We start from the raw sequence: 25,687 nt of genomic DNA, 5'->3' as shown, positions 1-25,687 counted from the left end.
CCTGTCATGAGTCATACACAACAACTGGCGCAGTTCCTCGCGGAACTGGAGTACGCCAGCATCCCGGACAGTGTTCTTGATCGCACTGAAGACTTGTTCCTGGACTGGCTCGGTTCGGCGTTTGCCAGTCAGGGCGCGCACCCGATCCCGCTGTTCGAGCGTTATGCGCAAAAGATGGGACCGGCGCACGGTAACGCCAAAATACTGGTCAATGGTCGCGGCACTTCGGCGTATTTTGCTGCCTTGGTCAACGGTGCATCATCGCATCTGGTCGAGCAGGATGACTTGCATAATAGCTCGGTGCTGCATCCGGCGACCGTGGTGTTTCCGGCGGTGTTGGCTGCCGCGCAGGAGCGCGGCAAATCCGGCCGTGACCTGTTGTTGGCCTCGGTTGCCGGCTATGAGGCCGGCATTCGTATCGGTGAGTTCCTGGGGCGCTCGCACTACCGGATTTTCCACACCACCGCGACCGTCGGTACGCTGGCGTCAGCGGTGGCGGTAGGCAAGCTGCTTGGATTCAACGAGGAGCAGTTCATCAACCTGTTGGGGACGGCAGGCACCCAGGCCGCCGGGTTGTGGGAGTTCTTGCGCGATGCCGCAGACTCCAAGCAACTGCACACGGCCAAAGCCGCTGCTGACGGTTTGCTCGCCGCGTACTTGACTGAAGAAGGTCTATCCGGGGCACGCAATATTCTGGAGGGTGATCAAGGCATGGCTGCAGGCATGTCCAGCGATGCCGATCCGAGCAAATTATCACTGGGCCTGGGCAGTCGTTGGGCATTGCTTGAAACCTCTTTCAAATTCCACGCCTCGTGTCGCCACACCCATCCCGCCGCGGATGCATTGCTGGCCTTGATGCGTGAGCAGAGCCTGACCCACGAGCAGATCGCCAAGGTGGTCACGCATGTCCATCAAGCCGCCATCGACGTGCTGGGCCGAGTCGTCCTGCCAAAAACCGTGCACCAGGCCAAGTTTTCCATGGGCACCGTGCTGGGTTTGATTGCGGTACACGCCAAGGCTGGGCTAACCGAGTTCGACCGGCTGGCGCTGACCGATCCAGAGGTCGCCGCGTTCGCCAAAAACGTCAGCATGGAGCTCGACCTGCAAGTCGACCAAGCCTATCCCCAGCGTTGGCTGGGCCGTGTAGAGGTCACCACAACCGATGGTCGCGTTCTCTTTGGCCGCTGCGATGAGCCTAAGGGCGATCCGGGTAACACGTTATCCCGGCCTGAGCTGGAGGAAAAATTCCGCCAGTTACTGGCGTTTTCCGCAGCCCGAACGCTTGAAGACTCTAGCCTTCTGATTGACCGTGTCTGGGCGTTGCGTGAAGCCCAAGACCTGTCCACCTTCGCGGAGTAGCCGTTCATGAGTCTGCACTTTGATAGACCGCGCCCGCTGGACGGCATCACGGTCGTCAGCCTTGAACACGCGATCGCCGCACCCTTTTGCACGCGTCAGCTGGCGGATATGGGCGCGCGCGTGATCAAGGTCGAACGGCCCAATGTCGGTGATTTTGCACGCGGATATGACACGCGCACCAACGGTCTGGCATCGCACTTCGTATGGTGCAACCGCTCCAAGGAGAGCCTGGCGCTGGACGTGAAAGCGGAAGGCGCCGACAACGTTCTCGACGCGCTACTGGCTAAAGCCGATGTGTTGGTTCAGAACCTTGCGCCAGGCGCAGCGGCGCGGATGGGATTGTCTTTTGAAGCACTGCACGAAAAGTACCCGCAACTGGTCGTCTGCGATATTTCCGGGTACGGGGAGGGCGGTCCCTACTCGGACAAGAAGGCTTATGACTTGTTGATTCAGAGCGAGAGTGGATTTCTGTCGGTTACGGGCGGTGCGGGTCAGGACGAGATGGCAAAGGCCGGGTGTTCAATTGCAGACATTGCGGCGGGTATGTACGCGTACAGCGGTGTTCTGTCGGCGCTCCTGTTGCGTGGACGTACGGGGCAGGGTAGCCGCGTTGACGTCAGCATGCTTGAAAGCCTGGCCGAGTGGATGAGTTTCCCCCTCTATTACGCTTACGACGGTGCGGCACCGCCGCCACGCGCAGGCGCTTCCCACGCAACGATTTACCCCTATGGTCCGTTTCCTGCCGGTGATGGCGGGGCGGTCATGCTGGGCCTGCAAAACGAGCGTGAATGGTCGGCGTTTTGTGATCAGGTTCTGCTGATGCCGACTCTCAAACAGGACGAGCGGTTTTGCGCCAACGTCAAACGCTCGGCTAATCGCAAGGCGCTGCGACAAATCATTATCGACACCTTCGCTGATTTAAACGTAACGCAAATCGTCGAGCGGCTGGATCGTGCGCAAATTGCCAACGCCAACGTCAATGACATGCGTGGGTTGTGGAACCATCCCCAACTCAAGGCGCGCAAACGCTGGGTTGATATCGGCAGTCCGGCAGGCGTGTTGCCGGCTTTGTTGCCACCGGCGATCAATAGTGCGTTCGAACCGCGCATGGGCGCAGTCCCTGCATTGGGCGAGCACAGTGAAGCCATACTCATTGAGCTCGGGTACACCAGCGACGCAATCGCGAAGATGAAACAGGGAGCGGTTATATGAGCAAGCGAAATGGGCCTGCGATCGTCACCGCACTGTTCGTTCCGGGTAGTCGCCCGGAGCGTTTCGCCAAGGCGCTGGCCAGCGGAGCAGGGCGGGTTATCGTTGATTTTGAGGACGCTGTAGAAGAACCGCTCAAACAACAGGCGCGGCAGAACCTGGCGGAGTTTCTACGCAGTCATTGCCAGGCGCGGGTCATGGTACGCATTAATGCTCCTGATCATGCCGAGCATACTGCCGACATTGAATTTTGTGCCCGGCATCCGGGGGTCATCGGCGTGATTCTGCCCAAAACAGAAAGTGTGGATCAGGTCGAGGCCTTATCCGTTTGCGCAAAACCCGTGTGGCCACTGATCGAAACGGCCCAGGGACTTCTTGCGCTAGAGCAAATCGTTGGCGGCCCCGGGGTGGAACGCTTGAGTTTCGGTGGCCTGGATCTGGCCCTGGATCTGGGCATCAAAGGTACCGAAGGAGGCGCAACGATCATCGACCATGTCCGCTATCAATTGGTATTGCAAAGCGCGGCAGCAGGTTTGGCGGCACCGGTCGATACGGTTTTTCCCGACATCAGTGACCTCGATGGTTTGTCACACGCTGCGCGACGCGCCCGCGGTATGGGCTTTGATGGCTTGCTGTGTATTCATCCTGCACAGGTGGCAGCAGTCCAGCAAGCATTTGCGCCGGTTAGAGAGGAGTTGGCGTGGGCACGCAAAGTCCTGGCCGCGGCTGAACATGAAGGCGGAGCGTTTCGACTTGATGGCCAGATGATCGATGCGCCGGTACTGCGCCGTGCGCGTCAGGTGCTGGCTCATGAAAGGTCGTAAGCGGTTGTCTATGCGTAATGGATAAGCAGAGTTCGATCGAGAATGAACGCGGTTTTCAAACAACGGCCTGCATTGTGCGAAGCTGACATTGTGCAGGCGGCCACGCTCTTGATGCTCGACTGTGGTTACAGTGCAATGTCGATGCGTATGTTGGCCAAGACGCTCGGAGTGCACGCGGGTAGTCTCTACTATCATTTTCCTGGCAAGGTTGAGCTGCTCGAGCAGGTGCTCAGCTCAGTGCTGCAACGGCGGCTCGACGATTGGAAAGTTTGCAAACCCAAGCGTCGGGGCGCGCTGGAAAACCTCAATGCGTTTGTGTTGTTTCATTTACAACGCAGCTCAGCGTTCGCCAATGAAGAACGGTTGTTCGAGCGTGAATTGCGCCACGTCGATGATGGATTGCAAACCCGACTGGTTGCACTTCATGGGCGATACTTGGGGGCGCTCAGCGAAATCATTGTTCAGGGCATTCGGCATGGTCAGTTTCAAGTGTGCAATATCGACCTGACTTCGCAGTGTTTACTGTCGATGATCTCGGGTGTCATCAAAACGGTGGGTTCGGTCAATGCAATGGACCGGTCCGTCACCGAATCCATCGCGATGCTTTGCCGAAGGTTGATGCAGACGCAATAGACGCGCTGATCGTGTTTGCGCCCGTCAAATCACACAAAATGTGATTTGACGGGCGCTTTTCGGCTTACTGGAAAAACGGGAAGTCGGTATAGCCCTTCTCACCGTCGCGTGTATAGAAGGTGTCAGGATGCGCTTCAGCGAGCGGCCAATTGTTTGTCATGCGCTCCACTAAATCTGGATTGGCAATGAAGGGTCTGCCGAAAGCAATCAGGTCTGCCCAGCCTTCATCCAATGCCGCCTGAGCCGAGTTTTGGTCAAAACCACCACACCAGATCAATGTCCCCTGAAAGGCTTTTCGCACCTCGCGCACCAAGTCGTCACTGAGATTCTTTTCGTTAAACTCACTGTCCACCGTGTTGCCTGCAGGTAATGGTTGGTAAACGACATGCAGATAAGCGATCTCACGGCGATTCAACTCGCTGCACAGGTACAGCAATGTTTCTTCAACGAATGGATCAGAAGGCATGCTATTGAATTTTCCGAAGGGGGAAACGCGAACGCCGACCTTGCCGGCCCCCAGTTCCCGAATCGCCAGATCGACCACATCCAGCAGCAGGCGCGTGCGTGTTTGAGGTGTCTGCCCCCCGAACTGATCTGAGCGCTTGTTAAGGGTCGAGTTCATGAACTGATCGAAGAGATAACCATTGGCCCCGTGAATTTCCACACCATCAAACTTGGCAGCCCTTGCGTTCCTGAAAGCGAGGGTGAACTCATCGAGCAGATCTGCGACCTCGTCGGTCTCAATCTTGCGCGGCGTATCCGCGGGAACGAAAACCGCCTTGCCGGTACTGTCGTAGATAAATACTTGGGATTGTGCTGCCCGCTCATCGGTCGCACCACGCGGTGCCTCTCCGTTAGGTAGCATTGTATGATGGGCCATTCTGCCGACATGCCAGATTTGCAGAAAAATCGTTCCGCCGTGGAGATGGACTCGGTCGGTTACCAGGCGCCAACCTTGAGTCTGCTCCGCTGTATAAATGCCGGGGGTGCACGCATAGCCATTGCTAGATGCCGAGACATCTGTAGCTTCCGTAATGATCAGGCCAGCGCTCACTCGTTGCGCATAATAGGCCGCCATCAGCGCATTGGGGACATCCCCGCTGGAGGTGCGCGATCGGGTCATGGGGGCCATGACGATGCGGTTTTTCAGTTTAAGGGGACCTCGTGTATAAGCCTTGAACAAGGAGGACATCTGAATTAACTCCAAAGTGGACTGGAGAACCAGATTAGTTAGCGCTTATTCTCCTATCTACACACCCTTTGGTATGCAAGATTTAATCGCCCTATGACCCTGACAAAATTGCTTCCCCGCCTACCCATCGAGCGTGCCCTTGGAATCATTTCAGGACGCTGGAAAGCCGTCATCATCCATGTGTTGCTGGAGGGTCCCAAGCGGACGTGTGAGATAGAGGCGCAAATTGCCGGCATCTCGCAGAAAGTTTTGATTCAACAGCTCAAGGCGCTGGAAGAACACGGTATTGTTTGGCGAAAAACCTATCCTGAAGAGCCGCAACGCGTCGATTACATGCTGACGCCATTGGGGTTGAGTCTTCAGCCGCTGATTTCGTCGCTTCAGGAATGGGGCCAGCAGCACGCGAATGAACAGGGGGATGCCCATCGACTATTATCGTGCGATGCGGTCGTGCGTTCGCTTGATGGCCAGCGGTAGTGCGAGTCTGCCGCTAACTGGAGGTTGAAGGGTGGGAGCAGTTGGCTCCCTCCCCATCGTTCATCAAACTTGAGGAGAGCATCATGCTGTTCCATGTGAAAATGACCGTGAATTTGCCATTCGACATGCCCCCTGAACTCGCCTCCCAGCTCAAGGCTGACGAGGTAGCCTTGGCGAAGCGCCTGCAACAACAAGGGAAGTGGCGTCACCTGTGGCGCATCGCCGGACACTACGCCAATTACAGCATCTTTGACGTTGACAGCGTGCAGGAACTGCACGACTTGTTGATGCAACTGCCGTTACATCCCTATATGGCAATTGAGGTGGATGCGATCTGCCGGCACCCCGCATCCATTCATGAAGATGATCGCTAGGCTGATGCTGTTCGTGAGTGAGCGTCAAGGCCCATGGTCCTTCTCAACGCGGGCAGTCTCATGAGGGACTCGTCAGTCAGACGCTATCGTCGCGGCCCTCGTGCCGTCCGGCTTCGACGTCTTGCGTACCTGAATCAACAACATCAACACGAGAACGACGTTGACTAGCGCAAGGCCACCCAGGACTATCATGGTCACCGTTGCGCCATAACGCTGCTGCAAGTACCCGCCTGCCAAAGGTGTCAATGCTTGCGCAATCAATGTAGGGCGAGCGATTCGGCCCAGTATGATCGGGTAGATGCGCGCACCGAAAAGCGCCAGGGGCAGAGTGCCGCGAACTATGGAACGAATGCCGCTACCTGCGCCGTAGAGCACGATGCCTACGGCTGCCATCGTAGGAGACATAATCACGCACAGCAGACCCAGTGCGACGAGCACCGAAGAGCCTAACGCGCTCCAGATCGGGTGAGTTTGCTTGCCGATGAACAGGTCGATGGCGCGGGCACCCACTTGGCTGGGGCCGAGCAATGCGGCAATACCCAGGGCTGCAGGGAGCGAGATGCCTTGCGCTTGTAGTATCGCGATCAGTTGCACCGAAATGGCGGTCATGATCACCGAGGCCAGGATGAAGCCCGCGGTCAGTAGCTTGAACATCCTTTCCTGCGCCACGCTCGATAGCGCATATTCGATGCCTGAGTGCACCTTTGGTGTTTGCACGGCGGGGACGTGCTTGGGAAACACCCACAGGTAGATCGGCAGCACCATCAGCGCAAGTCCAGCGCTGTACACCAGACAGGTTTCCCGCCAGCCGAGGTGCTCGATGAGGATGGCAATCAGTGGCCAGACAATGGTGGTGCAGAAACCCGAAATCAGCGTGATCCGGGTGATCGCACTGCGCGCATTGTCTCCATAGAGTTGCCCCAGCGCGGCAAACAAAGGGTCGTAAAGTCCAACCGCCATACCGATACCAATCACCACCCAGGCCAGAACGAAACAAGGCAGGTTGGGGGCGCTGGCGAGCAAGAACAGGCCCAATGCGATGATGAGGCCACTGCTTGCAAGGACCAGTCGACCACCGATCCTGGCGATCCCGCGGCCGACCATCGGTGCCAGCAGCCCAGAAATTAAAATGCCTAGCGACAGTGAGCCGTACACCCATTGCTGTGACCAGCCCGTGTCCTTGACCACCGGGCCTGCAAGCATCGCCATCAAAAAAAATGAACCACCCCAGACCATAATCTGTGCGATAGCCAACAAAACGGAAGCAACAACCGTTGGTTTTGGGTGCGTGTCGGTCACTGAAATCCTCGAAGGGTATGAATGGAGTGATCGGGCATTCGAGATCCTATTTTTGCCGCTGGATAGTTCCCTTCGCCAGCCTGAAAAAGTGCGGGCAGCGTCCGCAAAAATGCACATCCGTCCCTGTGCACGGGTTCAGTTATCAAAGCAGGATGCGAGAAAACTCATTACCGCCTGGACAGCAGGGGTATAGCGGATGTCGCTATGGACCACTAGCCACACATCCCGCGCAAAATCCGCTCCCACGGTCTCCATCGCTTGCAGACCGTAGTGGCGACCCAGGAAGTAGGGCAGTGCGGCAACACCGGCGCCTGCTTGAGCGCAGGTGGCCTGGATATTCAGGTCATTGCTGCGCAGCAGGATAGGACGATCACCCGCTTGCGCCTGGAGCCAGTCCTGCTGTGGTGTTTGTTCCATCGTCTCGTCGTAGGCGATGAAAGTCAGGTCCTGCGCGGCGGTGTTGGCCAAATAGTCCGCCGAGCCATAGAGGTGGAACGGCAACGTCGCAACCTTGCGGGCCACCAGGTCCGGCTCTGTGGGGCGGCTCAGTCGCACAGCTATATCCGCCTCCCGTCGTGATAAGGAAGCGCTGCCCAGGCTACCGATCAATTGCAGGGACAGCTGCGGATGTTTCATGCGCAATTCATTGATGCGGGGCGCGATCAGGGTACAGGCGAGCGCTGGCGGGGCACTGACGATGACTTCGCCGGTATAGCTTTCCTGCCCGGCCAACGCGGTCCGCTGCACCGCGAAGGATTCGCTTTCCATGCGTCGCCCCAGCTGAGCGATACGTTCCCCGTCTTCGGTGATCACGTACGAGCGAGGGCGGCGGTCCACCAGTTTGAGGTTAAGCGAGCCCTCGAGGGCGCTGATGCGGCGCGCCACGGTGGCATGGTCGACCTTGAGCTTGCGTGCCGCCGCCGATAAAGAGTGTTCATGGGCGAAGACAATGAAATAGCGAAGATCCTCCCAGTCAAACATGGGCGTTTTCTCATATGACAGGTGAATAAATGGGGAATTTTTCCCCGTCGACGGGTCTGCAAGAATCTTTCAACACCTGACAAACAGGTGCAAAGAGCCCCGCGTGCTGCCGGGTTTTCATCGCACGACTTGACGAGGAAAAAGCCATGTCTAAATCAACGCCTCTCGCGTATGCCGGCATCGTGGGTGCCACATTTTTCTGGGGCACCAACTTCAACGCGGGTGCCTACATCATCAAGAGCATGGCACCCATCAGCGCTTCCATTGAGCGCTTTTCGATTTCTACCCTGTTACTCGTACTGATTTTCGGTCTGGCCGGCAAGTTGCGCCTGAGCACGCTGAAGAACAATCTGGTGGCTTTTATCGGCCTGGGCCTGCTTGGATTCACTGCGTTCAACCTCGCGACATTCTTTGGCCTGCAAAGCACCACCCCCATCAACGGCGCATTGATCCTGGCGACCACGCCGCTCTGGACCATGCTCTTTGCAGTTCTGCTTGAGGGCGATCGCATTGATCGCGGGCGTGCCATAGGTCTCGTATTGGGCTTGCTGGGCGTCGGCCTGGTGATCACCCGAGGGGATATCCAGGTGCTTCTGGGGCTGAAAGTGGCCACCGGTGATGCGATCATTCTGGCCGGCAGCATTGCATGGGCTGCGAACATGGTCGGCACACGGCGCTTTGTCAAAAATGCAACGCCGCTGGAAACAACAACCTTCTCGATGTTGTTCGGTGTCATTGGCCTGATTGTGCTGGGATTCATCTATGAGGCTCCGGTTGCCAGCATCAGTACCGCTTCGCTGTCCATTCATGGTGCAGTCATCTACCTGGCGGTCTGCGGCTCGTTGATTGCGTACTTGCTGTGGTTCAAAGGCATCCACGCCATCGGCGCCGCACGCACGTCGATCTTTTTCAATCTGGCCCCAGTGTTCACCATGCTGGTTTCCTCGGTGTTGGGTGTAGCACCCAATGTCTGGCAACTGCTTGGCGCTGGCGGCGTCATTCTGGGCGTAGTGTTTGCCTCGGGTCTGGTGTTCAGGCCGACACAACCTGACCCGTTAGCCGCTGCTCCCAGCCCGCGCTGAGCTCCGCGAGGATCGCAGGCAAGCGGGCGGCTGACATGATGCTATCCGGGTTTGATATCCAGCCGTTTGAACCTTGAAGCCAACGTCGTGGGTTTCAGCCCAAGAAGTTCAGCTGCTCCACCTTTGCCAAACAATCTGCCGTCAGCGGCCTTGAGCGCAGCCTGCATGTTGTTGCGCTCCAGTTCGCGCAACTGGGCATCGGTCATGATCGTGGGGGAGACGCTGGAGGGTTGAGTCAGCAGAGGACTGTGTTTGTTCTCTTCGGGCAGATCGAGCGTCAGGTCTACGCCGATTGAAGTGATCAGCGCACGCTCAATGACGTTTTGCAGCTCGCGGATATTGCCCGGCCAGGAGTAGCGCTGCAGGCGCTCGATATCCAGGTTGCGCAGTCGACGCCCAGGCATGTTTAGCCGCTTTGCGGTTTGTTTAAGGAAGTGCGCAGCGAGCGGCGCGATGTCCATGGGACGATCGCGAAGTGCGGGAGACTGGATCGGGAATACGTTAAGGCGAAAATACAAGTCTTCGCGAAAACGCTTGTCCGCCACTTCCAGACGCAAGTCCCGATTGGTGGCAGCAATGATCCGGACATCGACCTTGCGCGTGCGCTCCTCGCCGACCCGTTCGAATTGGCCTTCCTGCAAAACCCGCAGCAGCTTGCTTTGCAGCTCCAGGGGGATTTCGCCAATTTCGTCGAGAAACAGCGTGCCGCCATCGGCCAGTTCAAAGCGCCCGACGCGATCGCGGACAGCACCGGTAAAGGCGCCACGGATATGTCCGAAGAATTCGCTTTCAAACAGCTCGGTGGGAATTGCCGCGCAGTTGACCCGGATCAGCGGACTTGCGTTGCGACGGCTGGCCTGATGAATCGCACGGGCGATCAATTCCTTACCCGTGCCCGACTCGCCGTTGATCAGTACGCTGGCATCGGTAGGGGCAACCACGTCGATCTGCTTGATGATTTTTAGAATGGGGGCGCTCTGGCCAACGATTTCGCGGAAGTTGTGCTCGATATGAATCTCTTCCTGCAAGTAGGCGTTTTGCTCTTCCAGCCGTTTTTTCAGTACCTGCAGCTCATCAAGCGCACTTTGCAGTTGGTTTTCGGTATTGCGCCGTTCGGTAATATCCCGAAAAACCACCACGGCCCCGACGATTCGGCCATCGGAAATCACTGGAGTACTGGTGAACTCCACCGGGAACGAACTGCCATCGCGGCGCCAGAAGATCTCCTGGCGTCCTTCATGAACCACACCATCACGCACCGCCTTGTAGATCGGACAGCTCTCGACCGGGTAATGGCTGCCGTCGGCATGGGTGTGGTGGTGTATGCGGTGGATGTTCTTGCCGATCATGTCCTTGGGCTCCCAACCCAGCATCCGAGCCCCGGCCGGATTGACAAAAGTAGCCAGGCCCTCTGTGTTGATGCTGTAGATACCGTCCCCCACCGAACTGAGCAGTAACTGGTTATCACGCTCCGATTCCTGGAACAGGTTGAGGATATTGCGCCACTCGATCAGCCCGCCGCGCATGGTGCGCTCAGTGTGGGCCTGGTCACGCTGGTATTGCTCATGGCTCAGTTCTCGCAGTACCAGGATAAGCTGCTGCTGGCCCTTGATCTGCAAGGTTGTGGCAGAAATCGTCAATTCGATGCGCTCACCGGTCTTGCAGTTGCAACTCAGTTCTTCAGTCCAGCCGCGACCTTTGTCCATGACGGCTTGGGTAAACACGATCAAGTCCGCCAACTGATGACCGAACAGTTTGCTCACAGGCAGATCAAGCAGTTCCTGACGCGGGTAACCGAGCAACTTGCAGGTTGCGATGTTCAGGTCCACCAAGCGGTCGGAGAAGGGGTTGAGCAGGGCAATGGCTTCGGCGCAATGCTCGAAAACCATATGTCGTGAAGAGTAGGCCAGGTCGGCCCAGCCAGTGATGGAGTCGGTTTCGTTCATGGGTACGACATCTCGTGGCGTTACGAATTTTCGTATATCTACGGGAGTTCGGGGTTCATTGATAGCATCAGATGAGCCGTAAAAAACCATCGCAGATTGATGTGATGAGCGCCAGCGGTGAAAGGTCAGGTGCTAGTTGTTTGAGGTAAAACAGGCAGAGCAACCGTTTAAAAAAAAGATATCAGATAGGGCGCGCCTACCGGACAGGTTCAGTTGAGTCTGATCCTGTTTTTATACGAGATCTGAATCTGTAATGAATATCAGCGCAAGCGCAGCCTTGGGCAAAGTGATCGCCCGTCGTTGAGTACCGAGCAAATTGCGGTGCGTGATGACAAATCCCCTGACGATGCCCTCAGGGGGCTGGCTGGTATGAGCGTGCAGTATGGGCGCTTGGCGATTGAGCCCCGGCCGCTGTTTCGGCGCCGCTGAATCCTGCCGCATTCCGTGCGCGGCTTTGAACAGATTGTTGCTCGACAAGGCTCATCAACTGATTGGCGATTTTGAGCACATCGTCCCCTGGGCCGAAGACGGCACGCACACCCTGCTGGGTGAGTGAGGCGATGTCCGATTGCGCAATGATCCCGCCCAGCACGACGGGAACGTCGATGCGCTGGCGATGCAGCTGTAGGAGCAGGTCGCAGAGTATTTCGTTGTGCGCACCTGCAAGGCTGGAAAATCCGATCAGATCGACCGGCCCATCGGCGTTCATGGAGGCCAGCAGTTCGGCTGGACTCTGGAACAGTGGCAGCATCGTGACCCGAAATCCTGCTTCGACGAGCACTGAGGCGATCAAGCGGATCCCGCGATCATGGCCATCCTGGCCGAGTTTTCCGAGCAGTACCTGTGGCGGCCGGCCATGCTGTGTCGAAAAGCGTGAAGTACGTTCACAAAGTGCCGACCAACCAGGCAATTGGCCACGCAGGGCACCATAGCCGCGGGGTAGAAAAGCAGGTGCCTGACGGTGACGAGGCCAGGCTTTCTCCAGTGCCTTCGTACACTCACCTACGGTCGCTCTGACGCTGATCGCGGCAATGCCGAGTTCCAGCAGATTGCCCTGACCGTTCCGTGCGCAATGGGTGAGCGCCTGAAGGTGCGCCTGTACCGCCGCCTCGTCTCGCCTGATACGCAATTGCGTGAGTCGCTGGTTCTGACGCTGACGCACCGCGCAGCTGTCCACCGGATAGACCGTATGGAGGGCTTGCGATGTCGGGCTGGCTGTCCGTTCTCCGACCCGTCGTAGCGCTCCGGTATCGAGCCGCGCTTGTGTCTGCACTGCCTGGGCATGGATCATCGTGCTGATCGAGCCATTATTGATCGCCGCGACCACGCCGCCTTCACTGTCTATGCGTGCAATACACGCGCGAACCTCGCGGCACACTGACGCGGTCAAGGACTCCATCATGTAGGAGCCGGCCCAAGGGTCAATGACATCGGTCAGACCGGTTTCTTCTTGCAGGATTTGTTGGGTGTTGCTTGCCAGCCTTGCCGAACTTGCGCTGGGCAGTGCGAGGGCTTCATCCCAGGCATTGGTGTGCAGTGACTGGGTGCCGCCAAATACTGCGGCCATGGCCTGTGCGGTCGTGCGCACGACATTGTTCATCGGGTCCTGTGCGCATAACGTCCAGCCGGAGGTTTGGCAATGCATGCGCATGGCCCTGGCGCGCGGCTTGTCGGCCCCCATCTGTTCGCTGATCTCATTCCATAAAACACGCGCAGCCCGTAGCTTTGCCACCTCCGTAAAGAAGTCGTTGCCGACACCAAAGAAGAAGCTCATTCGCGCGCAAAAGGCGTTGATATCCAGCCCTCGAAGTCGCACCTGCTCGACATAGGTTCGCGCGTTGAGGAGGGTCAGTGCCAATTCGAGTATTGGATCGGCGCCGGCTTCCTGGAAGTGATAGCCGGACACTGAAATGGGGTTGAAACGTGGCATGTGCCGGGCGAGGTATTCGATGACATCGGTGCAGATCCGCAGCGAAGGTTCGGGCGCAAAGATATAAGTGTTGCGCACCATGAACTCTTTGAGAATGTCGTTCTGGATGGTACCGCTCAGTTGCTCCCTGGCGATGCCGCGCTCCTGGGCGGCCACGATAAAGGCTGCCAGAACTGGAAGAACCGCGCCGTTCATAGTCATCGACACGGAAACCCGGTCCAGTGCAATGCCGTCGAACAATTCAAGCATGTCCTCGACACTGTCGATGGCCACGCCGGCCTTGCCGACGTCGGCGCTGCAGTGAGTGTCGTCAGAATCGTAACCACGATGGGTCGGCAGATCGAATGCAACGGACAGTCCCTGGGCCCCCTCGGCGAGGCTTTGGCGTAAACGCTGATTGGACAACCGGGCGTCGGCAAAACCGCTGTATTGACGGATCGTCCAGGGTTTGTGGGTGTACATGCTGGCGTAGGGGCCGCGCAGATAAGGCGGCTTGCCCGGATCGCTATCCAGATGTTCGATGCCGGCAAGATCGCAGGGTCGGTAAAGCGCTTTGAGTTGCAGGCCGGGGGCGCGGTACAACGGAGAACGAGTCATGGCCTTGTGCACTCCCGAAGCCAGGTTTTCTCGGTAAAGACATCGGCAAGCTTGTAGCCATCGGACTGGCGAAAAACCTCGCACCAATGCCGTGAATGTTGGCCAGCTTCTGCGGTATGCAGATGAACGTGAACGCTGTCGCCAATGTTGAGGTTGCCGTGGAAGTGGATTTCACGTTGCCTTACCAAACCTGGGCGGCGCAGCCCCAGTACGCTCCACTCGGCGCGCTCGACCAGCGCCTGGAAGTTGGCAAAGTAAAGAAATTCGGCGCCATTGAAGTCGACGTCGGGGCAAGGGGTGAATGAGAAGACCGATGTTGCTGATGACGCGGCACGGCTGATCTCGAAGTGCTTGAGCCAGTCGCCTTTACGCAGCTGTTTGCCGAACGCATGCAAGGTTTGCAGGGAGGTGGGGAGGGTGGCCTCAATCGGTGCTGTGCCCCTGAGGCTGGCTTTGGCGACGCTACGGTTGTCCCCCGGCGTATGGCGGCTGACAAAGGCCGACATCAGGCTGATTTCTGCGACGCAACGCTGGCCGAGCATCAGCCGATGTTCGCTGTAATGCCGGGTTTGGCCCGCCCGGCCGAGTTTTGTTTCTATCCTGAACGAGCGATTCTCGGTGATCGCCTGCAACTGCAGCCCCTGGCTTTTGACCAGGGTGAAGGCGGCATAGGCTGTGCGCCCCTGTGCGTCGACAAAATCGGGGAGTGGTCGGTCGTAGAGTCCGGCGAGCGCCAGCCAGTGCTGGTGACCGCATTCCTTGAGCAGCCAGTTTTCGGACAAGCCGGTGTACGCCAGATTGGGCATGCTGGCGAGGTAAGTCTGTTCGAGGCTGACGTTATGCATGCGAAACCCCTGACGTCGGCCCGCGCAGGGCCGACGGATAAATGCCAGTCGAAAGGTCAGCGGCAAGCAGCGAGATGCTCGACCACGAACTGCGCATCGCGCGCCACCCCGGAAAACCGCCCCGAGCCCCAAGTGTGTAGCCATGGCAAACCGAGGAAGTACAGGCCCTTTCGGGCAGTCACGCCGCGTTGATGGCCGGGATAGCTGCGGCCGTTGAATACGGGGACGTCGACCCAGGTAAAGTCCGGCTGGAAGCCGATGCACCAGATGATGCTGGTGATGCCCGAGCCTGCCAGGTTCAGATCGGTGGTTTCCTGCCCGGGCGTCCACAGTGGCTCATAGACCGTGCCGGCGGGGGCCTCAATACCTTTTTCCGCAATGTACTTGTCGATGCTCGCATTGATTCGGTTGTACACGGCATCCGCTGCGTCGAGGTTGGTGCCAAGATCAGGGGCGAACTTCAGGGTGGTGCCGTCCAGGCTTTCCAGGCGGCCGAACAGTTGCATGCCTTCGCTGGCGAAGCGGCGCAGGTCAATGTCACGCCCGCCGTCACGGCCGGTGACGTAATGGTTAGTGTTGTCGCGTACGCCCTCGCGCAGAGGGTGCACATCAACACCGATGTCGTAGTAGCCCATCTCGGCCAGCCAGTCGACCACGTCTTTGCCGCGGTGAAAGCGCGCGCAGCGCGGCGCATCGCCTACTGCAAGGAAGACTTTGCGGCCGGCCAGGTGCAGGTCTTCGGCGATTTGCGCGCCGGACTGCCCAGAGCCGACCACCAGGACTGCACCCTCTGGCAGCGCATCGGGGTTGCGGTACTGTTCGGAGTGGATTTGCTTGATCTCGGCTGGCAGGCGTTCGGCCAGGCGCGGAATGATCGGGGTGTGGTAGCCGCCGCTGGCGACGATGACCTGGTCGGCGCTGAAGTCGCCTGCACTGGTGTTAAGCAGGTAACCGCCTTCTGCGCGGGCGCTCATGCGTTGTACGGTCACGCCCTCACGCACCGGGGCGTTGACCTTGGCGATGAATCCGTCCAGGTAGCGGATGATCTGATCCTTTTTCATGAACCCGTGCGGGTCGTCACCGGCATAGGGATAGCCGGGCAGGGCGCATTGCCAGTTGGGAGTCACCAGGCAAAAGGCGTCCCAGCGCTGGTTGCGCCAGGTGTGGGTCAGGGTGTGCTTTTCCAGCACCAGGTGGTCGATGTCTTGCTGTTGCAGGTAGTAACTGGCAGAAAGGCCTGCCTGGCCGCCGCCGACGACGATCGCTTTGTAGTGATTCATGCTGTGGTCCTCTGAGAAGTCGTGATTCAAATGTCGGAAAATCCGGCGTAGTTAACCTGCCCGGCGCCCTGGTTCTTGATTTCCAGTACCTCGACCTGCGCCTCGCGCGCATTGAACTTGCTCGCGCTCAGGCGCAGGCTGCCGAGCGTGTCCATCGCAGCGCTGCAATAAAAACCCTTGACCTGCCTGACCCGTTCGGAGGCGTTGTTGAGGCCGGTTTCCGCCCGGCGCAGAAATTCGTCGAGGGGATAGCTTTGACCCGCTTGCAGGTAGTCGTAGATGGTGGTGGACGGCGAGTAGGCGTTGCTCTCCTGGCCATCGGGCCAGCGCAAGCGGATGTTGACGGCGGGCATGTCAGTGCTCCTTGATCAGGTTGGGGTAGCTGAAACCGGTAAAGGGCTGTCGTCGCAAGTTCCAGAATTCGTCGTGCTGGTTGGCCAGTTGTACGTCGAGGCTGGCGCTGCCGTTGATCGTGCCGATTGGCGCGCAGTGCAAACCTTCAAAGGCGAAGGCCGCCTGCACAGTGGCCAGGTCTTCTGGCTTGAGGGTCAACAGGAAGCCGTAGCTGGGGAAGGCTTGCAGCCAGCGTTCCAAAGGCGCATCCCCAGGTCGGGGCAGGGCGCCGAGATCGACTCGCGCGCCACATCCTGTCGGCTCCAGCAACATCAGCAAGGAACCAAGAATCCCCGCGTTGCTGATGTCCTTGGCGGCCAGCAACAGGCCTGCCTCGGCCAGGCGCGGAATGACTTCGAGCTTTTCCCGCAATCGTTCGCCGGGCACACCTTCGAACGCTTTCCAGTACGGCGCCTGGCCGTGCCATTGGCCGTTGAGGTCCACGACCATGGCCAGGGCCTGACCGGGCGCGACATGAAGGCTCGAGAGCAGGCTCCGGGCCCAGCCAGTGATCGCCACGGCGAGTGCCGTCGGATTGTCCGGGGTGAGGCTGGTGTGACCGCCCGCGAGGATCAGGCCATAGGCATTGCAGGCGTCGCGAATGCCGGCGAGCACGCTGTCGGCTGCTTCGACATCGTGATGCCAATAGGCATTGACCACTGCCGTGGCGCGACCGCCCATGGCGGTAATATCACTGACGTTGGCCATGACAGACGACCAACCGGCGAACCACGGCGCCTGGGCGACAAAGTTCGGCAGCATGCCCTCGATGGCGAGCAGTTGGTATTGGTCGCCACAACGGATGGCTGCGGTGTCGTCACCGGGTAACGCGTAGCGCGCATCGTCGCTGCACGTCAACGCTTGCATGAATCGCGCTGGTTGCTGGATAGCTTGTTTGGAACGCATTGCTGGCGTGTTCTTCAATGCTGCCAACAGGGTGTGCAGATCAGTCCCCATGACAGCGGCTCCGGCGAGGCGTCAAGGCAACCTGACGCCGCATGAAGGGATAGCAATCAAGGTCTGCCTGCATCAGCATGTGGGGCTGGCCAAGCAGCTCGATTGCCTCAAGCGTCTGCCAGTGCAAGCCATGGAAATACTGCTGGTTGGCAACCTGCACGGTGGCCAGGAAGGTCTGGCAGCCCAGGTCGATAGCCCGCGATACCGCTTCGTTGACGAGGGCTTTGCCGATCATGCCGTGGCGGCGGTAGGCCCGCTCCACGCACAGGCGACCGCCGAACCAGACACCGGGCTCGGTCTGGTAGATCCGCACGGCGCCAATCACTTGTTCCGGCATGCCGCAGTGGTGGGCGATGGCAACAATGGGAATGGCCTGAAAGTCGCGTTCGTCCTTGTCTTTCTCCAGCAAACGTTGTTCTTCGCAGAACACTGTGCGGCGCAGTGCGTAATATCCGCTGCGCTCCCAGGTTTCACTGGCTGGCTTGACGAGCAAATCGTCGGCGAGAAAATCCCGGAACGTGTCTTCGCTCAAGGCAAATGCGTGTTCGGCCATGGTCAGGCTCCTGTCACTCGTAATGTTTCAGGGCCGAGCAGGCGCCGCATTTGGCGCAGCCGGCGTTGATGTTGTCCGAATGCAGCCCATGCCGGCGCAAGCTCGCACCGATACGCGGATAGAGCCGTTGCATAAAGGCGCTGTCGGGTTTTGGGTGGTGGGCCAGTGGAGTGCCGTCGATGGGCACGAAGGGCACCACGAAGGGGTATACGCCCATGCGTGCGAGCCTTTCGCACATGTTGGCGATGGCCTCCTCGCTGTCGCCAAGTCCGGCGAGGATGTAGGTGCTGACCTGGCCATGGCCGAAGACCTTGACCGCGGCCTCGAAGGCGCTGAAGTAGCGTTGCAACGGGACTTCGGCCTTGCCCGGCATGATCCGCCGGCGAACTTCGTCGGTGACTGCCTCCAGGTGCATGCCCAGCGAGACCACGCCGCTGTCCTTGAGACGCTCGAACCAGACATCGTCGTCTGGCGGCTCGCATTGGGCCTGGATGGGAAGGTCGACCGCGGCCGTTACGGCCGCCGCCGATTCGCAAAGGATTGCCGCACCACGGTCGGGCGTCTGCGGCGTGCCAGTGGTCATCACCATGTGCTTGACGCCGTCCAGCTTGACCGCCGCTTTTGCGACCGCTGCCAATTGTGCAGGGCGCTTGCGGGCAATGGTCTTGCCCGACGTCAGGGACTGGTCGATGGCGCAGAACTGGCAGGAAGTGGCCGCTTCGTTCATGCGGATGCAGTGTTGCAGCACGGTTGTGGCCAACACGTCCTTGCTGTGCAACGTGGCGATCTTCCAGTACGGCGTACCGTCTTCGGTGCTCAAACTGTAGAAATTCGGCACGCCCGGCAGTTGTACCTGGCCAACCTGCAAGCCTTCGCGAAAGATCAGCGCCTGGCCGCCGGTGGCGTCAGGTTCGGCAGAGTAGGGCGAGTCCAGGGAGGCGCGGTTGAGCATCGGCACCATGGCGGTGTGCGCGCCCAGGCTCAGCGCCTTGTGGTCCGACGGGCCCGCTCCACCCTTGCGGCTCAGACCTTCGGCGCCTTGCCAGCGAACGCCATGGCATTGCAGTTGGGCCAGCAGATCGCTGGCAATCATTGGGCTATTCATGTTCGCAAGCCTCGCCACGCTCATGCACATGTGCCGTGACTCGGCGGTCGATCTGCAGGCTAAGCAATTCCGGGCGGCTGTAATGGCCGACTGAATCCATCATGCGTTTACGCTTGTCGATCAAGGCAAAGTCGAGGTCGGCGATGATCACCCCTTCGCCCTCGGTCATCTGCGCGAGCAGCTTGCCTTCCGGCGAAACGATGGCCGTGAAGCAACCACCTGAGATAGGTTCGATGGCACAACCTGTGTCGGCCATGATTTGTGCCTGTTGCCCGGCATCCAGCCAGGCAGTGGCGTTGACCACAAAACAGCCGCTTTCCAGGGCGTGATGGCGGATGGTGACTTCGATCTGATCAGCGAAGATCTGACCGACCAGGGAACCGGGGAACATCGCTGCGTGAATCTGTTCTGCATCGGCCATCAGCGCGTAGCGCGCCAGCGGGTTGTAATGTTCCCAACAAGCGAGGGCGCCGATGCGGCCGACGGCGCTGTCGGTAGCGCGCAGACCGGAGCCATCGCCCTGGCCCCAGACCATGCGCTCGTGATAGGTGGGGGTTATCTTGCGTCGGTGCTGGATAAGCGTGCCGTCGGCGTCGAACAGCAGTTGAGCGTTGTAGATTGTGCCGCCATCGCGTTCGTTGACACCGATGCAGGCGACGAGGTTGGCTTCGCGGCAGGCTTCGCCGATCTGGCGGGTGACGTCCGAGGGCACGGTGACCGACTCTTCGAGCAGCATGAGGTGTTGCCTGGCCATGGCACAGGGCGGCTGCACGAACGAGAAGTAGGGGTAGTACGGCACCACGGTTTCCGGAAAGACAGCAAACTGCACGCCTTCGCGGCCCAGTTCCAGCAGCTGGCGGCAGAGTTTGTCGACGGTTGCCTGGCGCGAGTAAAGCACGGGACTGAACTGCACGGCGGCGGCGCGAATAACGGGCATGGGGTAATTCCTTGGGGCGGCGGAGGGAGGCTGAAGGTCTTTGCAGGCCCGCCCGCTTCCTGCGCGGAGCGGGCGGGCCGCGACTCAGGCAGTCCAGGTATCGATGATCATCGCGCCCTCACGACGCATCAGCAGACGCAGGTCCATGACATCCAGAGGGTTGATTGGGCGAATGCCTTCGATCAGGGCTTTTTCGGTTTGCCCATACAGCGCCTGCAAGGCAAAGCGGCAGGCATAGACTTCACCGCCTTCAGCCATGAATGCCTTGATCTGGTTATTGACGGCCAAGTGGCCAGGGAAGGCCTCGGCGCCCAAGGTGGGGAAGCCGCGTTGCACGCCAAGTTGCACGCCTGGCCCGTAGAGCAGGATCTTGGTTTCAAAACCTTTGCGCAGCAGGCGCTTGGCTTGCAGCATGTTGACCAGGCCAATGGAGCCTTCGAAGGCGATCGTGTGGAAGGTCAACAGGGCCTTGTCACCGGGTGCGGCCTTGACGTCCTCGAAGACCTTTTCTTCGTAGTTGACCAAAAAGTCGCCGTCTTGATAGTGGGCAATGTCCACATTGGGCATGTCGTCGTCTCCAGTAGTACTTGCTGTTATCGATGGCCGGGATCGGCCGATCGGTTACAGGGACTGGAGCGAGAAGTGTGCCACTTGAATCCTGTTGGTCTTTGCGATCATCAACTCGTTGAAACACAACGATAAATTAAAATTTCAAACGTCTTGAAAGCCCCTCGGGGTTCATCTCCGGATCACGAATTTGCGTATAAATACGGAGTTTCGTAGTAGCTCGGTACGAAATATCGTAGTGGTGCGCTTCAGGTTCCGCGATATTTGCCGCGAGCTTGAACAACCAGGTGTTTTGCAGAAAAGAAAAAACCCGGGACCCTCCACCGCGTTGCGATGAAAGGGCCCGGGTTTCAGCCATTGGCCGTCAGAGGGCGTCGCTACAGTGCAATGCCTTCGATGCCTGTAGCGCGGCAATCTGTGCTTCGGAAAACGCAAAGTCGCGCAGCACCGAGCGCGAATGTTCACCGTTTTGCGGGGCGGGCCCATAGGCTGTTTGCGCAGCCTGCACGCTGTTGATGGGGAACCCCGGGACCCGCACGACGCCCTGTACAGGATCGTTGAGCTCAACCAGCATGCGATTGCTGGCAATCTGTGGATGCGTCATCAGATCGCTGTAGTCGGCCACCTTCGAACAGAGAATGTCCGCTTCATGCAACACCTGCAGCCAATGGGCCGTTGGTTTGCTGATGAAAACGTCAGTCAACGCGGCGCCCATCTCAGCGCGGTGGACGACTCGCTGTGCGGAGCTGACGTAGCGTGGGTCGGTGATCCATTCTTCGTGGTTCAGTACTTTGCACAGGGTCGGCCAGCGGTTGCCGTTGTAGGCCGCAACCATCAGCCAGCCATCCGCAGTCTGGAAGGCTTCGTTGGGTGCCGAGTAGGGTGCGCCGCTGCCGATGCGAGTCGGCAACTTTCCATCACTCAGATAGCTGGTGATGGACGACTGTTGCAGTGCAAGCGCCGAATTCATCAGGCTGACATCCAGATGGCCGCCCAAACCATCGCTCTGACGGGCGTGCAGCTTGGCCAATACGGCCATGCAGGCCATGTAGCCAGTGACCACGTCCACCACCGGAGCCTGCACTTTGCAGGGCGCCGAGCCCGGCGTGCCAATCAGGCTCATCAGGCCGGAATCCGCTTGTAGAATCCCGTCGACACCCGCCCGGTCCGAATAGGGTCCTTCCTGGCCGTAGGCCGAGATCGAGCAATAGATCAGGTCAGGCTTGAGTGCGGCGAGGGTTTCATAACCCAGGCCCAGCCGCGTCATCACACCTGGGCGCATGCTTTCGATCAGCACATCGGCTTGCAGCACCAGGCGTTTGATGACCTCGATGCTGTCCGGGTGCTTGAGGTCCAGGCCAATGCATTGCTTGCCGCGATTGAAAGCGTGGTAAAGCGCACTGTCCTCGCCCACCCAGGCTGGCCCCAGGGTGCGACCCAGCTCTCCTTCGCGGGGTTCGACCTTGATCACACGAGCGCCCATGTCGGCCATCAGCATGGTCGCCGTCGGGCCTGCGGCGATCTGGGTGAAATCGAGGACGGTGAGGCCCTCCAGTGCGTTACGTAACATGATTACCTCCGCGGATCGACGCCCGGGGTTTCTTGAAGGTCCCTTGGGCGGTGGCCAGAAGAACGCCGGTGTCGGACAGCAGCTCGGCTTCGGCGAAGTAGAGGCTCCTGCCGGCGCGGCGAACCCGGCCCAATGCGCTAACGCTCCCTTCGAATGCCGGTTGCAGGTAGGCAATGTTCAACATTGCGGTGAGTCCATGGATCTCAGCTTCGCCTTCGCCAGTGTGCAAGCCTGCATAGCCACACGCCGCGTCCATCAGTGTGGCGATCATCCCGCCGTGCAAGGCGCCCTGACGGTTGAGATGTTGTTCGGCGATGTGCAGCTGAAATTCGGCCTCTCCCGGTTCCCAGCGGATCAACTTGACACCCAGGCCCTGAAGAAAGGGATTGTGCAATTGCATGATCTCTCCTCGGGCCACCTAGCGGCCCTTGTAGTGCGGTACACGTTTCTCGGCGAAGGCTTGACGGCCCTCGATTCGATCTTCGGTATCGCGCAGCACCCCCCAGTACAACTCGGTCAACCGCTGGGCATCGCGGTCGCTGAGGTGCGCAGTGCTGCGTGACAGGGTTTGCAGTGCCTGTATGGCCAGTGGCGCCTGCTGTGCAATTCGCTCGGCGAGCTCCATGGCACGCGCCAGCAATGCGTCGTGGCTGTCCAGCCGTTCGGAGATCAGGCCGATGCTGTGTGCCTGGTGTGCATCGATGCGTTGCCCGGTCAAGGCCATCTGCATGGCAGGGGCCGCCGGTATCGCCCGCATCAGCCGGTGCAAACCACTGACCGCAGGGATAGAGCCCACGGCAGCCTCGGGCAGCCCGAAGGAGGCGCTGCTGCAGGCGATGCGCAGGTCGCATTGCAACGCCAGCTCCAGGCCACCGCCCAGGCAGTGACCGTTGACAGCGGCAATCAGTGGCTTGTGCAGGTCGAGGTCGCTGAGGTCCATCAAGCGGATGTAAAGACCGGCATCGGCAGCAGGGTCATTGGCCAGGAACAGCGCCTGGGCATATGAGGCTGACGAAGAACGGGTACTTTTAAGGTCCGCGCCGACGCAAAACGCCCGCTCGCCGGCACCGGTGATGACGGCGACGCGCAGCGCGGGGTTATCGCGCACATTCACCAGGTGCTCCCGAAGGACCTGGAGCGAGTCCAGATCGAGGGCATTCAAGGCCTGCGGACGATCCAGTGTGATCAGCGCAATCGCACCCTGTAGTTCCATTGAGACTGACATGGCGCTCACCTCAAACACTGGCCGATGACAGACTGCGTCCGCCACAGACATACAAGGTTTGTCCGGTCACATAGGAACTGGCCGGGTCGAGGAAAAACTCGACGGCGTTGGCGATGTCCTCTGGGGTACCGATGCGTTTTACCGGCACGGTTTCCTTGAGTTTTGCCTGAACCTCAGGGGCGAAGCTCTGGAACAGCGGGGTATCGACAATGCCGGGCGCGATCGCGTTGACAGTGATGCCCTTGGCGGCAAACTCGATGGCTAGGCTGCGGGTCAAACTCACCACGCCGCCCTTGGCCGCCGAGTAGTTGGCCTGACCGAAACCGCCGAGCCAGGCCCTGGAGGACATGTTGACGATACGGCCGAAGCCTTTTTCCAGCATCAACGGCAGGGCGGCCTTGCAGCACAGAAACTGGGCACGCAAGTTGGTATCGACGACCAGGTCCCAATCCTGCTCAGTCATGCTCAGGAAACGCTTGTCCCTGACCACACCGGCGTTATTGACGAGAAAGTCGAGCGTCCCGTGGGCTTCGTGGATCCGCGCAAACGCTGCATTGACGGCCTCACCTTCGGTCAAGTCCAGCGCAATGCCGGCGACTTTCAAACCATGCCCCGTCAAGGCCTCAACACTTGCGGCGAGTGCTGCTTCGTCGCGGTCCAACAGATAGACAAATACGCCTTGGCGCGCCAGTCGTTCAGCGATAGCCAGACCAATGCCGCGAGCGGCGCCGGTGATTGCGGCGACCTGTGTAGCAGTGAAATGTCGAGTGCTCATCTCAAACTCCCAGAATGTGGACGGCAGAGGCGGCGTGATCGACGCCCGCAATACCGCCACCGGTGCATTGCGCCAGGCCCAGCTTCGGTGTGCCGGCCTGACGACTGCCGGCGCGCCCTTGCAATTGCCAGGTCAGCTCGACCATTTGCGCGACGCCGGTAGCGCCCAGCGGATGACCCTTGGCCAGCAGACCGCCACTTGGGTTAACCGGTACGCGACCGCCAAGCGCGGTGGCCCCTGAGTGCAACAGCGACACGGCTTCGCCCGGCGCCGCCAGGCCAAGGGCTTCGTAATAGAGCAGTTCGGCGATTGTGAAGGCGTCATGCAGCTCGACCACGCCAATGTCGGCGGGCGCAACCCCGGCTTGCTCATAGGCCAGGCGCGCCGCGCGTGCGGTGATTTCGGCATCGAGAATGTCGTCATCACCGGTTTCGCGCATGCCCGAGACAATGATCGAGCCCAACACCTTGACAGCTTTGGCCTGTGGCCCAGGCTGCGTTCCGAGCACCATGGCGGCGGCGCCATCGACTTGCGACGGGCAGCACTGCAACAGGGTCAGCGGGTCGGCGATCATCCGTGAACTGAGCACCTGTTCCAGGCTGACTTCGGTACGCTGCTGCGCATACTCATTGAGCGAACCATGGTGGCGGTTTTTCACTGCAACAGCTGCGAGGTCGGCTGGCTTGGCTTCTCGCTCATGGATAAAGCGTGTGGCGCGCATGGCATAAACTGCCGGCAGGACCATACCGGCCGTGGCGTACAGATCAGTCATGCGATCGTTGCGCTGCATGGGGATGGTGCCACCGCCCAACGCCGTCAGTTGCTCGATACCAAACACCAGTACCCGCTCGTATTGCCCGGACATCAGCGCATGCCGAGCGAGGTGGACGGCGGTGGCGCCGCTGGCGCAGGCGTTTTCGATGTTGTAGACCGGAATGCCCTTGAGGCCCAGGTCACGCAGGATCACTTGTCCGAGAATCATCCCGCCCAGCACATTGGCGCAATAGACCGCCTGTATGTCTGCAAGGGAGACGCCGGCATCGGCCACCGCGTCAAGGATCGCTCGCTGGGCAAGTTCCGGCGCCATCACGCCAATGTGGCGGCCAAAGGGCGTCATCGCAGCGCCCATTACATGCATCTGGGTCATGGACGTATCTCCAGGGATTCAAATACGTAGCCGAAAGTCTCATCGGCAATCACGCGGCATTTTTCGCCAATGAATGGACGGTCACCGCTGGCTTTGAGGCGGCCGAAAAGACGCACAGGACCGGGCAGGTCGACGTAGGCCAGGACGAAGGGATTCAAACCACTTTTGGGGCTGGGGTGCATGATGGTGAAGCTGTACACGCGGCCTTCCACGCTCAGGGTGGTGTCCTGGAACTGATCGGCCAGGGGCGAATCGGCAGTGACCGCAGGAAAGAAGATTTCGCCAGTGCCCAAATGTCGTGAAGCAGCAAGCCGGGGCGGTGTAGTGGATGCCCAGACGGGTGACGGACTGTTCATGTGACCTCCTGTTTTTATTGCGCTCGATTGCGAACGTCTGGAGGTATGTTCGGGCACGCCTCAATGGGCGACAA

26 protein-coding genes and 1 pseudogene are annotated in these 25,687 nt (G+C 59.4%); 8 read left to right on the top strand and 19 right to left on the bottom strand.

Translation table 11 applies throughout. The annotated features are described in order from the left end of the window. Positions 1-6: 6 nt before the first annotated feature. The 4 genes from B723_RS21910 to B723_RS21895 are packed head-to-tail and all read left to right on the top strand — an operon-like array spanning position 7 to position 4,025. Positions 7-1,359, top strand: coding sequence for an MmgE/PrpD family protein (locus B723_RS21910; RefSeq protein WP_017338944.1), 1,353 nt, complete (start codon positions 7-9; stop codon positions 1,357-1,359). A 6-nt stretch (positions 1,360-1,365) separates the two neighbouring features. Further along, a complete protein-coding gene (locus B723_RS21905; protein WP_017338943.1) occupies positions 1,366-2,571 on the top strand; it encodes a CaiB/BaiF CoA transferase family protein in 1,206 nt (401 codons plus the stop codon). Beyond that, a complete protein-coding gene (locus tag B723_RS21900; protein ID WP_017338942.1) occupies positions 2,568-3,392 on the top strand; it encodes an HpcH/HpaI aldolase/citrate lyase family protein in 825 nt (274 codons plus the stop codon). The genes B723_RS21905 and B723_RS21900 overlap by 4 nt, the downstream gene beginning before the upstream one ends. Before the next feature lie 42 nt (positions 3,393-3,434). Then, entirely contained in the window at positions 3,435-4,025 is a 591-nt protein-coding gene (locus B723_RS21895; protein ID WP_017338941.1) for a TetR/AcrR family transcriptional regulator, read from the top strand. Between the two features lie 64 nt (positions 4,026-4,089). Here B723_RS21895 and B723_RS21890 read toward each other — a convergent pair whose 3' ends face one another. Next, on the bottom strand, positions 4,090-5,217 hold the full coding sequence (locus tag B723_RS21890) for an alkene reductase (RefSeq protein WP_017338940.1): 1,128 nt from the start codon (positions 5,215-5,217) through the stop codon (positions 4,090-4,092). Between the two features lie 93 nt (positions 5,218-5,310). On the opposite strand from B723_RS21890, the gene B723_RS21885 reads away from it, so the two are divergent. Together B723_RS21885 and catC are read left to right on the top strand one after the other, a co-directional pair. After that, positions 5,311-5,694, top strand: a complete 384-nt coding sequence (locus B723_RS21885; RefSeq protein ID WP_017338939.1) for a winged helix-turn-helix transcriptional regulator — start codon at positions 5,311-5,313, stop codon at positions 5,692-5,694. A gap of 83 nt (positions 5,695-5,777) precedes the next feature. Beyond that, the gene (gene catC / locus B723_RS21880) at positions 5,778-6,068 is read left to right on the top strand and encodes a muconolactone Delta-isomerase (RefSeq protein ID WP_017338938.1); all 291 of its coding nucleotides are present in this window, start codon (positions 5,778-5,780) and stop codon (positions 6,066-6,068) included. 72 nt (positions 6,069-6,140) lie between these two features. On the opposite strand, the gene B723_RS21875 is transcribed toward catC, so the two are convergent. After that, the gene (locus B723_RS21875; RefSeq protein WP_050558281.1) at positions 6,141-7,316 is read right to left on the bottom strand and encodes an MFS transporter; all 1,176 of its coding nucleotides are present in this window, start codon (positions 7,314-7,316) and stop codon (positions 6,141-6,143) included. Positions 7,317-7,502: 186 nt separating this feature from the next. After that, on the bottom strand, positions 7,503-8,348 hold the full coding sequence (locus B723_RS21870; RefSeq protein WP_017338936.1) for a LysR family transcriptional regulator: 846 nt from the start codon (positions 8,346-8,348) through the stop codon (positions 7,503-7,505). A 146-nt stretch (positions 8,349-8,494) separates the two neighbouring features. Here B723_RS21870 and B723_RS21865 point away from each other — a divergent pair, with 146 nt between their 5' ends. Beyond that, positions 8,495-9,430 carry a DMT family transporter gene (locus B723_RS21865; RefSeq protein WP_017338935.1) on the top strand — a complete coding sequence of 312 codons (936 nt, stop codon included), beginning with the start codon at positions 8,495-8,497 and terminating at the stop codon, positions 9,428-9,430. A gap of 41 nt (positions 9,431-9,471) precedes the next feature. Here B723_RS21865 and B723_RS21860 read toward each other — a convergent pair whose 3' ends face one another. After that, positions 9,472-11,376 carry a sigma 54-interacting transcriptional regulator gene (locus B723_RS21860; RefSeq protein ID WP_017338934.1) on the bottom strand — a complete coding sequence of 635 codons (1,905 nt, stop codon included), beginning with the start codon at positions 11,374-11,376 and terminating at the stop codon, positions 9,472-9,474. A 270-nt stretch (positions 11,377-11,646) separates the two neighbouring features. Between B723_RS21860 and B723_RS33770 the strand changes: the two are divergent. Then, a pseudogene (locus B723_RS33770) lies at positions 11,647-11,805 on the top strand (DUF934 domain-containing protein); the annotation flags it as partial. Here B723_RS33770 and scpA read toward each other — a convergent pair. The 15 genes from scpA to B723_RS21785 form a co-directional block, all read right to left on the bottom strand. After that, positions 11,729-13,903: a methylmalonyl-CoA mutase gene (gene scpA / locus B723_RS21855; RefSeq protein ID WP_017338933.1), complete on the bottom strand. Its 2,175-nt coding sequence runs from the start codon at positions 13,901-13,903 to the stop codon at positions 11,729-11,731. The pseudogene B723_RS33770 and the gene scpA sit on opposite strands and share 77 nt — an antisense overlap. Further along, positions 13,900-14,709, bottom strand: a complete 810-nt coding sequence (locus tag B723_RS21850; protein ID WP_238588290.1) for a Pnap_2097 family protein — start codon at positions 14,707-14,709, stop codon at positions 13,900-13,902. Before B723_RS21850 ends, scpA begins: the two co-directional genes overlap by 4 nt. 95 nt (positions 14,710-14,804) lie before the next feature. Then, complete coding sequence (locus B723_RS21845) at positions 14,805-16,028, bottom strand: MSMEG_0569 family flavin-dependent oxidoreductase (protein WP_017338931.1); 1,224 nt, start codon at positions 16,026-16,028, stop codon at positions 14,805-14,807. A gap of 26 nt (positions 16,029-16,054) precedes the next feature. Continuing rightward, positions 16,055-16,381 (bottom strand): MSMEG_0570 family nitrogen starvation response protein, encoded by a 327-nt coding sequence (locus B723_RS21840; RefSeq protein ID WP_017338930.1) that lies wholly within the window; start codon positions 16,379-16,381, stop codon positions 16,055-16,057. Position 16,382: 1 nt separating this feature from the next. After that, a complete protein-coding gene (locus B723_RS21835; RefSeq protein WP_017338929.1) occupies positions 16,383-17,378 on the bottom strand; it encodes a sll0787 family AIR synthase-like protein in 996 nt (331 codons plus the stop codon). Then, entirely contained in the window at positions 17,368-17,931 is a 564-nt protein-coding gene (locus tag B723_RS21830) for an MSMEG_0567/Sll0786 family nitrogen starvation N-acetyltransferase (protein WP_017338928.1), read from the bottom strand. Before B723_RS21830 ends, B723_RS21835 begins: the two co-directional genes overlap by 11 nt. A 13-nt stretch (positions 17,932-17,944) precedes the next feature. Beyond that, the gene (locus B723_RS21825; protein WP_017338927.1) at positions 17,945-19,024 is read right to left on the bottom strand and encodes an MSMEG_0568 family radical SAM protein; all 1,080 of its coding nucleotides are present in this window, start codon (positions 19,022-19,024) and stop codon (positions 17,945-17,947) included. Positions 19,025-19,028: 4 nt separating this feature from the next. Next, positions 19,029-19,973 (bottom strand): Nit6803 family nitrilase, encoded by a 945-nt coding sequence (locus tag B723_RS21820; protein WP_017338926.1) that lies wholly within the window; start codon positions 19,971-19,973, stop codon positions 19,029-19,031. 84 nt (positions 19,974-20,057) lie between these two features. Further along, a complete protein-coding gene (locus tag B723_RS21815; RefSeq protein WP_017338925.1) occupies positions 20,058-20,540 on the bottom strand; it encodes an MSMEG_0572/Sll0783 family nitrogen starvation response protein in 483 nt (160 codons plus the stop codon). Between the two features lie 364 nt (positions 20,541-20,904). After that, on the bottom strand, positions 20,905-22,110 hold the full coding sequence (locus B723_RS21810; protein ID WP_017338924.1) for a CaiB/BaiF CoA transferase family protein: 1,206 nt from the start codon (positions 22,108-22,110) through the stop codon (positions 20,905-20,907). Then, a complete protein-coding gene (locus B723_RS21805; RefSeq protein ID WP_017338923.1) occupies positions 22,100-22,510 on the bottom strand; it encodes a PaaI family thioesterase in 411 nt (136 codons plus the stop codon). The genes B723_RS21810 and B723_RS21805 overlap by 11 nt, the downstream gene beginning before the upstream one ends. Positions 22,511-22,528: 18 nt before the next feature. Next, positions 22,529-23,335, bottom strand: a complete 807-nt coding sequence (locus B723_RS21800) for an enoyl-CoA hydratase/isomerase family protein (RefSeq protein ID WP_031318940.1) — start codon at positions 23,333-23,335, stop codon at positions 22,529-22,531. A 10-nt stretch (positions 23,336-23,345) separates the two neighbouring features. Then, a complete protein-coding gene (locus tag B723_RS21795) occupies positions 23,346-24,110 on the bottom strand; it encodes an SDR family NAD(P)-dependent oxidoreductase (RefSeq protein ID WP_017338921.1) in 765 nt (254 codons plus the stop codon). A gap of 1 nt (position 24,111) precedes the next feature. Then, positions 24,112-25,257: a thiolase family protein gene (locus tag B723_RS21790; protein WP_017338920.1), complete on the bottom strand. Its 1,146-nt coding sequence runs from the start codon at positions 25,255-25,257 to the stop codon at positions 24,112-24,114. Beyond that, on the bottom strand, positions 25,254-25,613 hold the full coding sequence (locus tag B723_RS21785) for a Zn-ribbon domain-containing OB-fold protein (RefSeq protein WP_017338919.1): 360 nt from the start codon (positions 25,611-25,613) through the stop codon (positions 25,254-25,256). Before B723_RS21785 ends, B723_RS21790 begins: the two co-directional genes overlap by 4 nt. Between the last annotated feature and the right edge of the window lie 74 nt (positions 25,614-25,687).

The sequence above is a fragment of the Pseudomonas fluorescens NCIMB 11764 genome (assembly GCF_000293885.2).
Lineage (GTDB): Bacteria > Pseudomonadota > Gammaproteobacteria > Pseudomonadales > Pseudomonadaceae > Aquipseudomonas > Aquipseudomonas fluorescens_B.
This window is presented reverse-complemented; position numbering and strand designations above follow the sequence as displayed.

Excerpts from the sequence above, each read along its gene's own strand:
- B723_RS21910 (WP_017338944.1), top strand. The coding sequence starts at position 7 with ATGAGTCATACACAACAACTGGCGCAGTTCCTCGCGGAACTGGAGTAC.
- B723_RS21905 (WP_017338943.1), top strand. The coding sequence starts at position 1,366 with ATGAGTCTGCACTTTGATAGACCGCGCCCGCTGGACGGCATCACGGTC.
- B723_RS21900 (WP_017338942.1), top strand. The coding sequence starts at position 2,568 with ATGAGCAAGCGAAATGGGCCTGCGATCGTCACCGCACTGTTCGTTCCG.
- B723_RS21895 (WP_017338941.1), top strand. The coding sequence starts at position 3,435 with ATGAACGCGGTTTTCAAACAACGGCCTGCATTGTGCGAAGCTGACATT.
- B723_RS21890 (WP_017338940.1), bottom strand. The coding sequence starts at position 5,217 with ATGTCCTCCTTGTTCAAGGCTTATACACGAGGTCCCCTTAAACTGAAA.
- B723_RS21885 (WP_017338939.1), top strand. The coding sequence starts at position 5,311 with ATGACCCTGACAAAATTGCTTCCCCGCCTACCCATCGAGCGTGCCCTT.
- catC (WP_017338938.1), top strand. The coding sequence starts at position 5,778 with ATGCTGTTCCATGTGAAAATGACCGTGAATTTGCCATTCGACATGCCC.
- B723_RS21870 (WP_017338936.1), bottom strand. The coding sequence starts at position 8,348 with ATGTTTGACTGGGAGGATCTTCGCTATTTCATTGTCTTCGCCCATGAA.
- B723_RS21865 (WP_017338935.1), top strand. The coding sequence starts at position 8,495 with ATGTCTAAATCAACGCCTCTCGCGTATGCCGGCATCGTGGGTGCCACA.
- B723_RS21860 (WP_017338934.1), bottom strand. The coding sequence starts at position 11,376 with ATGAACGAAACCGACTCCATCACTGGCTGGGCCGACCTGGCCTACTCT.
- scpA (WP_017338933.1), bottom strand. The coding sequence starts at position 13,903 with ATGACTCGTTCTCCGTTGTACCGCGCCCCCGGCCTGCAACTCAAAGCG.
- B723_RS21850 (WP_238588290.1), bottom strand. The coding sequence starts at position 14,709 with ATGCCCAATCTGGCGTACACCGGCTTGTCCGAAAACTGGCTGCTCAAG.
- B723_RS21845 (WP_017338931.1), bottom strand. The coding sequence starts at position 16,028 with ATGAATCACTACAAAGCGATCGTCGTCGGCGGCGGCCAGGCAGGCCTT.
- B723_RS21840 (WP_017338930.1), bottom strand. The coding sequence starts at position 16,381 with ATGCCCGCCGTCAACATCCGCTTGCGCTGGCCCGATGGCCAGGAGAGC.
- B723_RS21835 (WP_017338929.1), bottom strand. The coding sequence starts at position 17,378 with ATGGGGACTGATCTGCACACCCTGTTGGCAGCATTGAAGAACACGCCA.
- B723_RS21830 (WP_017338928.1), bottom strand. The coding sequence starts at position 17,931 with ATGGCCGAACACGCATTTGCCTTGAGCGAAGACACGTTCCGGGATTTT.
- B723_RS21825 (WP_017338927.1), bottom strand. The coding sequence starts at position 19,024 with ATGATTGCCAGCGATCTGCTGGCCCAACTGCAATGCCATGGCGTTCGC.
- B723_RS21820 (WP_017338926.1), bottom strand. The coding sequence starts at position 19,973 with ATGCCCGTTATTCGCGCCGCCGCCGTGCAGTTCAGTCCCGTGCTTTAC.
- B723_RS21815 (WP_017338925.1), bottom strand. The coding sequence starts at position 20,540 with ATGCCCAATGTGGACATTGCCCACTATCAAGACGGCGACTTTTTGGTC.
- B723_RS21810 (WP_017338924.1), bottom strand. The coding sequence starts at position 22,110 with ATGTTACGTAACGCACTGGAGGGCCTCACCGTCCTCGATTTCACCCAG.
- B723_RS21805 (WP_017338923.1), bottom strand. The coding sequence starts at position 22,510 with ATGCAATTGCACAATCCCTTTCTTCAGGGCCTGGGTGTCAAGTTGATC.
- B723_RS21800 (WP_031318940.1), bottom strand. The coding sequence starts at position 23,335 with ATGTCAGTCTCAATGGAACTACAGGGTGCGATTGCGCTGATCACACTG.
- B723_RS21795 (WP_017338921.1), bottom strand. The coding sequence starts at position 24,110 with ATGAGCACTCGACATTTCACTGCTACACAGGTCGCCGCAATCACCGGC.
- B723_RS21790 (WP_017338920.1), bottom strand. The coding sequence starts at position 25,257 with ATGACCCAGATGCATGTAATGGGCGCTGCGATGACGCCCTTTGGCCGC.
- B723_RS21785 (WP_017338919.1), bottom strand. The coding sequence starts at position 25,613 with ATGAACAGTCCGTCACCCGTCTGGGCATCCACTACACCGCCCCGGCTT.